General features: G+C 63.8%; 6 protein-coding genes and 2 pseudogenes. 3 read left to right on the plus strand and 5 right to left on the minus strand.

Annotated features, from left to right (window positions below; translation table 11 throughout):
• Window positions 1–52 precede the first annotated feature (52 nt).
• Both FJ867_RS20955 and FJ867_RS20960 read left to right on the plus strand, forming a co-directional pair.
• The gene (locus FJ867_RS20955) at window positions 53–1,564 is read left to right on the plus strand and encodes an altronate dehydratase family protein (RefSeq protein WP_140497541.1); all 1,512 of its coding nucleotides are present in this window, start codon (window positions 53–55) and stop codon (window positions 1,562–1,564) included.
• 59 nt (window positions 1,565–1,623) lie between these two features.
• A complete protein-coding gene (locus FJ867_RS20960) occupies window positions 1,624–2,370 on the plus strand; it encodes an SDR family NAD(P)-dependent oxidoreductase (RefSeq protein WP_140497539.1) in 747 nt (248 codons plus the stop codon).
• A 64-nt stretch (window positions 2,371–2,434) separates the two neighbouring features.
• On the opposite strand, the gene FJ867_RS20965 is transcribed toward FJ867_RS20960, so the two are convergent.
• Window positions 2,435–2,962: a hypothetical protein gene (locus FJ867_RS20965; RefSeq protein WP_140663312.1), complete on the minus strand. Its 528-nt coding sequence runs from the start codon at window positions 2,960–2,962 to the stop codon at window positions 2,435–2,437.
• Window positions 2,963–3,039: 77 nt separating this feature from the next.
• Here FJ867_RS20965 and FJ867_RS20970 point away from each other — a divergent pair, with 77 nt between their 5' ends.
• Window positions 3,040–3,975 carry a LysR family transcriptional regulator gene (locus FJ867_RS20970; protein ID WP_140628971.1) on the plus strand — a complete coding sequence of 312 codons (936 nt, stop codon included), beginning with the start codon at window positions 3,040–3,042 and terminating at the stop codon, window positions 3,973–3,975.
• A 40-nt stretch (window positions 3,976–4,015) separates the two neighbouring features.
• Here the strand turns inward: FJ867_RS20970 and FJ867_RS20975 are convergent, their stop codons facing one another.
• The 4 genes and pseudogenes from FJ867_RS20975 to FJ867_RS20990 all read right to left on the minus strand — a co-directional run.
• The gene (locus FJ867_RS20975; RefSeq protein WP_140628968.1) at window positions 4,016–5,086 is read right to left on the minus strand and encodes a tartrate dehydrogenase; all 1,071 of its coding nucleotides are present in this window, start codon (window positions 5,084–5,086) and stop codon (window positions 4,016–4,018) included.
• Between the two features lie 55 nt (window positions 5,087–5,141).
• Window positions 5,142–5,249: pseudogene (locus FJ867_RS20980) on the minus strand (isocitrate/isopropylmalate family dehydrogenase); the annotation flags it as partial.
• A gap of 44 nt (window positions 5,250–5,293) precedes the next feature.
• Window positions 5,294–6,127, minus strand: a complete 834-nt coding sequence (gene fghA, locus FJ867_RS20985; RefSeq protein ID WP_140497531.1) for an S-formylglutathione hydrolase — start codon at window positions 6,125–6,127, stop codon at window positions 5,294–5,296.
• A 273-nt stretch (window positions 6,128–6,400) separates the two neighbouring features.
• Window positions 6,401–6,550 (minus strand): annotated as a pseudogene (locus tag FJ867_RS20990) (S-(hydroxymethyl)glutathione dehydrogenase); the annotation flags it as partial.

Here is a 6,550-nt window from a genome sequence, read left to right on the forward strand (position 1 = left end):
TTCCGATCCATTCGGCGGCATTGTGCCGACGGGGGCTTTTTCAGAGTTTGTAATGGCGCGGTTCATCCAGCTTTCGCATGCCGACAACATCCTTCTGGCGATCGATCCGTTGATGATCGGCGACAAGGCAGGCGACATGCCCGCGAAGGCGCGCATACCGCGCGGCCACAAGATGGCGATCCGCGACATCGCTTCGGACGAGCCGGTCGTGAAATATGGGCAGACCATCGGATTCGCCCGCGGACCGATCGCCGCCGGCGATTGGGTTCACGAGCACAATGTATATCTGCGCAATTTCGAACGCGACTATCTGTTCGGCACCAACGCCAGGCAAACGCCTGTCGTCCCTGAAGCCGAGCGCGCGAGCTTCATGGGTTACCGCAGGCCGAGCGGCAAGGTCGGGACGCGCAACTTCATCGCTGTCCTGACCTCGGTAAATTGTTCGGCCAGCGTCGCCCGCTTCATCGTAGAAGAGGTCAACCGCTGCGGCATCCTGCGCGACTATCCCAATGTCGACGGCGTGATCTCGCTCGTCCATGGCACTGGCTGCGGCATTGACACCAAAGGCCCCGCTTACGACCTCTTGAAGCGCACGCAGTGGGGTTTTGCCACGAACCCCAATGTCGGCGGCGTGCTGATGGTTGGGCTCGGCTGCGAGGCGTTCCAGATTCCGCGCTGGATGCAGTCCTACAATATCGAGGAGAGCACGACCTTCCGCACGATGACGATCCAGGAGACTGGCGGCACACGCAAGACGGTCGAGGCAGGGGTCAAGGCGATCGTCGATATGCTGCCCATGGTCAACGCCGCGCAAAGGACGCCACAACCGGCCTCCGAACTGGTGCTCGCGCTGCAATGCGGCGGGTCGGACGGCTATTCCGGCATCAGCGCCAATCCGGCGCTTGGCGCCGCCGTGGACCTGCTTGTCGCGCAAGGCGGCACGGCGGTGCTGTCCGAGACGCCGGAGATCTACGGCGCCGAACATCTGCTCACCATGCGTGCGGAAAACCGCGCGGTCGGCGAGAAGCTGATCGAGCGTATCCGCTGGTGGGAGGACTACACAGCCAAGCACGACATGGAGATGAACAACAACCCGTCTCCCGGCAACAAGCTCGGCGGGTTGACGACGATCCTGGAGAAGTCGCTCGGCGCGTCCGCCAAGGGCGGGACGACCAATCTGCGCGCGGTGCTGGAATATGCCGAACCGATCAACGAACGCGGCCTCGTCTTCATGGACACGCCCGGCTACGATCCGGTTTCGGCAACCGGCCAGGTCGCCGGCGGCGCGAACATATTGTGCTTCACCACCGGGCGCGGTTCGGCCTTCGGCTGCAAGCCGACACCCTCGATCAAGCTTGCCTCCAATTCCTTCATTTTCGAGCAGATGCGCGAGGACATGGACATCAATTGCGGGGACATCCTCGACGGCGTCACGCTGGACGACAAAGGCCAGGAGATCTTCGCAGAGATCCTGCGCGTGGCATCGGGCGCGCGTACCAAATCGGAATCGCTGGGCTACGGCGACAATGAGTTCGTGCCCTGGAACCTCGGCGCTACCATGTAGCGACATCGCCCGCCCGCAACGGGCAACCTCAATTCACTCAACCAGAAAGAACGCTCGGCATGAACAGGATCGATCTTGACGGCCAACACGCCGTGGTCACCGGAGGCGCGCAAGGCCTCGGCTTCGCGATGGCCAAACGTTTCGTCGCCTCCGGCGCGACGGTCACCTTATGGGACGTCGACGAGGCGCGCCTCGAAGCGGCCAAGCGCGACCTTGGCAAGGCCGCCACGACCCTGGTCGTCGACATTGCGGATTGGGAGACGGTGGACGCCGCGCGGGCAAAAACCGAGGAGAGCGCCGGCAAAATCTCCATCCTGGTCAATTCTGCCGGCATTGCCGGTCCCGCCGCCCCGCTCGACAGCTACGACATAGAGACGTGGAAGAAGATCATCGACATCAACGTCAACGGCACCTTCTACGTCAACCGCGCCGTGGTGCCCGGGATGAAGGCGCGCAATTACGGGCGGATCGTCAACATCGCTTCCGTCGCTGGCAAAGAAGGCAATCCCAACGCCGCCGCCTATTCCGCTTCGAAGGCGGCGGTCATCGGCATGACCAAATCGCTCGGCAAGGAGCTCGCGCAATATGACATTGCAGTCAACTGCATCTCGCCGGCCACCGCGCAGACTCGAATCCTCGAACAGCTCACGCCCGAGCACATCGAATACATGCGCTCGCGCATTCCACGCGGCCGTCTGCTGGAGGTCGACGAGGCCGCCGCCATGGTCGCTTGGCTCGTCTCAAAGGAAAACAGCTTCACCACCGCCTCGACCTTCGACCTGTCGGGCGGGCGCACGACCTATTAGTCGAATACCCGCGCGCCGCGAAGCGTCTGCACCGCGGCGCGCCGGTACACCGGCACTTGCTGCCTCACGGAGATGCGGCCGCGTCGCCTGCGAAGACTCGAGCTGCCTGGATCTGGGGGCGCACCATCAGGTAGAACGCGACGACGTGCGTGATCATCAGCAGTGGGACATAGATTACGGGGATCGCGTATGCAGCGCCCAACTGCCCCGCCAGCTCGGGAAGACCGGCTTGGCCGCCGTGATAGTAGTCGACGGCGATATCGATCGTCCCCACGAGATTGAACGCGACGACGGACAACCAGAACAGCGGACGTATCCTCGTCGTCAAAAGCGCCAGCATGGCCAACACTCCGGTTGCGAAGTCGCCATAGGCGGCGAAGGTGGCGAAATCAGCCGGCAAATCGCGCCCGACGACGCCTGGAACGATGAAGACAAGCCCGAAGAAGCGGAAGCTGTGCAGCGTGGCGATGGCACGTTGCGCCTCGACCAGGTTGACGGATCTGAGCCGGGGCAAGACATACACGCCGACGCAGAGCAGCCAAGGCACGTAGCCTAGAGCGAGATGTAACAGGAAAATGGTTGCAGGCGACATATGGCCTCCCAAGAGATGTAAGGCGCAATTTACGCCCGCTTCCAGCGGTCGACTATTCGCGATAATGTTGACGGGGTATGAAGCAGAACTTCACAATCCGGAAAGGCGCGCTCGACGGCGTGGAGGCGTTCCTCGGCGTCGCGCAACACCGCAGCTTCCGAAAAGCGGCCGCGGAGCTCGGCGTCACGCCATCGGCGATCAGCCAGGCGGTGCGCGCGCTCGAGGTGCGCGTCGGTGCGGCGCTCTTCATGCGCACGACGCGCAGCGTCGGCCTGACCGAAGCCGGCGAACGGTTCCTTTCGCGCGCAAAGCCCGCTTTCGAGGAACTGGTCGCAGCAAGCGAAGTCGCACGTGAACTTGGGCAGCGGCCGACCGGGCTGTTGCGCCTCTCTGTGCCGCGCGCCGTGGTGCCGATCCTGCTGGAGCCGCTGGTGGCATCCTTTTGCCAGGCCTATCCCGAAGTAGAGGTGGAGATCGCCGCAAGCGGTGAGCTGGTCGACCTGGCGGCCGAGGGGTTCGACGCCGGCATCCGGCTCGGCCAGTTCATCGCCGCCGACATGGTCGCGGTTCGGCTGACGCCGCCGTTCCCGCTCGTGGTCGTCGGCAGCCCTGGCTATCTGCGCCGGCAGAAACGGCCGGAGCGCCTCGACGATCTGCGCGGCCATGCCTGCCTGCGCATGCGCCGCTCCAACGGATCGATCGCGCCCTGGCCCTTCATCGACGGCAACAAGACCGTCGAGGCAATCGTCTCCGGGCCGCTGGTCGCGCATGATTACCCGACACTGCTTGGCGCGGCGATCCAAGGTGTCGGACTTGCACAGGTGCCCGGCCCTCTCACCGAAGCCCCGATTGCCGATGGCCGGTTGCAAGCGTTGCTCACGCCCTTCGCCGTCACGACGCCGGGCGTTTTTCTGTATTATCCCGACAGACGCCAGGTCCTGCCCAAGCTGCGCGCGTTCATAGAGCATGTTAAATATCGGGGAACGGACGCCGAAGGCGCGCGAACTTCCTGAGGCCACGCCCTCGATGACATGCTTGCCTGTTCGTGCCGCGCTAATTGGCGCGAAGGGCCGCGATCACCGCGGCGGTAACCTCGGCGGTGCTCGCGGTGCCGCCGAGATCGGGGCTGAGATATTCCGCCCGGTCCGTGACAAGCTCGATCGCAACCATGAGGCGCCGCGCGGCGGCCTGCTCGCCGAGATGCTCAAGCATCAGGCTCGCCGTCCAGAACGATCCGAGCGGATTGGCGACGCCCTTGCCGGTGATGTCGAAGGCCGAACCATGGATGGGTTCGAACATGGACGGCCGGCTGCGCGAGGGATCGATGTTCGACGTCGAGCCTATGCCGAGCGATCCGCCCAGCGCGGCGGCCAGGTCGGAGAGGATGTCGGCATGCAAATTGGTGGCCAAAACCGTGTCGATGCTGCCGGGCTTGTTGACCATGCGCTGGGTCATGGCGTCCACCAGCATCCAGTCGACGGTGAGACCGGGGTAGTCGCGAAGCAGGCCGCGCACGACTTCGTCCCACAGCACCATGCCATGACGCTGCGCATTCGACTTGGTGACAACCGTCAGAAGCTTGCGGGGGCGCGACAGCGCAAGCTCGCAGGCGAAACGTGCGATGCGTTCTATCCCGGCGCGGGTAAAGACGGCGACATCCATGCCGACCTCGATAGGCAGTCCGCGATGGGCGCGACCACCGACGCCGGCATATTCGCCTTCGCTGTTTTCGCGCACGATCACCCAGTCAATCTGCTTGCCGAGATCGGGCCGCAACGGGCCGGTCAGCCCGGGCAAGAGGCGCGTCGGCCGCACGTTGGCGTATTGGTCGAACCCCTGGCAGATGGCCAGGCGCAGCCCCCAGAGGGTGACGTCGTCGGGAAGGTTCGGATCGCCGACCGAGCCGAAATAGATCGCATCGAAGCCCTCCAATTGCCCGAGGCCGTCCTGCGGCATCATGCGGCCGTTGCGGCGGTAATAGTCGGAGCCCCAGTCGAAGCGCTTGAAGTCGAAGGCCAGACCCGGCTCGACAGCGGTCAGGGCTTCCAGCACCTTCACGCCGGCTTCGACGACCTCCGGCCCGATACCGTCACCGCCGATGACAGCGATCCTATGCGAGGACATTTTCAGTTTCCTTCTCGATGGCAGCGACGATGGCGCCGCGGTTGTGGCCAAGTCATTGCAGCAGCATGCGGGTGGATTCGATCATCGCATAGGGATTGACGATGCCCTCGCCCGCGATATCGGGCGCGGACCCGTGCGCCGCTTGCGCCATGGCTATGTCGCCTTCGCCGATGCACAGGCCCTACCGCTGATAATGCCGGCGGTTCTTCAGCCTAGCCGAGCGGCGTGCCACTTCAGGTGATCGTCCATGAAGGTCGAGATGAAGTTGTAGGAATGATCGTAGCCTTCCTGCATGCGCAAGGTGAGGTCGATGCCGGCCTTCTTGCAGGCTTCATCGAGCAGCCACGGACGAAGGCCTTCGTCAAGGAACCCATCGGCCGTGCCCTGATCAACCAGGAACTCGCCAAAACGGCGGCCGTCCTCGATAAGCAGCGTGGCGTCATAGGCGCGCCAGTCCCTGTCGTCGGCGCCGAGATATTTCTCGAGCGCAGGCCGCGACCAGCCAGCGGTCGTCGGCTGAACGATCGGCGCGAAGGCCGAGCAACTCCTGAAGCGGTCGGGGTTCTTCAGCGCGATCGTCAAAGCGCCGTGTCCGCCCATCGAATGACCCGATATTCCCTGGCGCGCCATGTCGGCAGGGAAGTTCGCGGCGATCAATCCCGGCAGCTCGTCGAGGACGTAGGAATACATACGGTAGTTCCTGGCGTAAGGCTGCTGCGTCGCATCGACATAGAAACCGGCGCCGCAGCCGAACTGCCAATTATCCTTCTCGTCCGGCACATCGGCACCGCGCGGGCTGGTGTCGGGGCAGACCACGATGAGACCAAGCTCGGCCGCCAGGCGCCGGTACTCGCCCTTGTCCATGACATTGGCATGGGTGCAGGTGAGACCCGAAAGATACCACAGCACCGGCACCGGCCCATCCTTGGCCTGCGGCGGCACGAAGACGGCAAAGGTCATGTCGCAGGCGCAGACCTCTGAAGCGTGCGAGTAAACACCCTGGACGCCGCCATGCGACTTGGACGTGGAAACGACTTTCATCAACTCTGCCTTTTCGTCATGACCTTTCGGTCCGACATAGCTGCCGGCCACCGCACCCGCAACCTTCAGCCCTGCAAACAGCACCGGCGGCGTAACCGAGGTGCACCTTGGTCACGCCGCCGGTCGACGCCGGACTTTGGGAACACGCCGACCTGGCCGGGAGGCTGGAGGTAGCGAAAAGTCCGGGCATTTCTGTGGCCCGCCTTCTCAAGCCGACAGGGCTCCTGTCGGTCCAAGCGGGGATGTCCTCGGGCCCGCGGCGTGTGGCCGCCCTCAGTAAACCACGACACTCCTGATCGACTTGCCCTCGTGCATGAGGTCGAAACCCTTGTTGATGTCCTCGAGCTTCAGCGTGTGGGTGATCATCGGGTCGATCTCGATCTTGCCGTCCATGTACCAGTCGACGATCCTGGGCACGTCGGT

The sequence above is a fragment of the Mesorhizobium sp. B2-5-3 genome, from assembly GCF_006441005.1.
Lineage (GTDB): Bacteria > Pseudomonadota > Alphaproteobacteria > Rhizobiales > Rhizobiaceae > Mesorhizobium.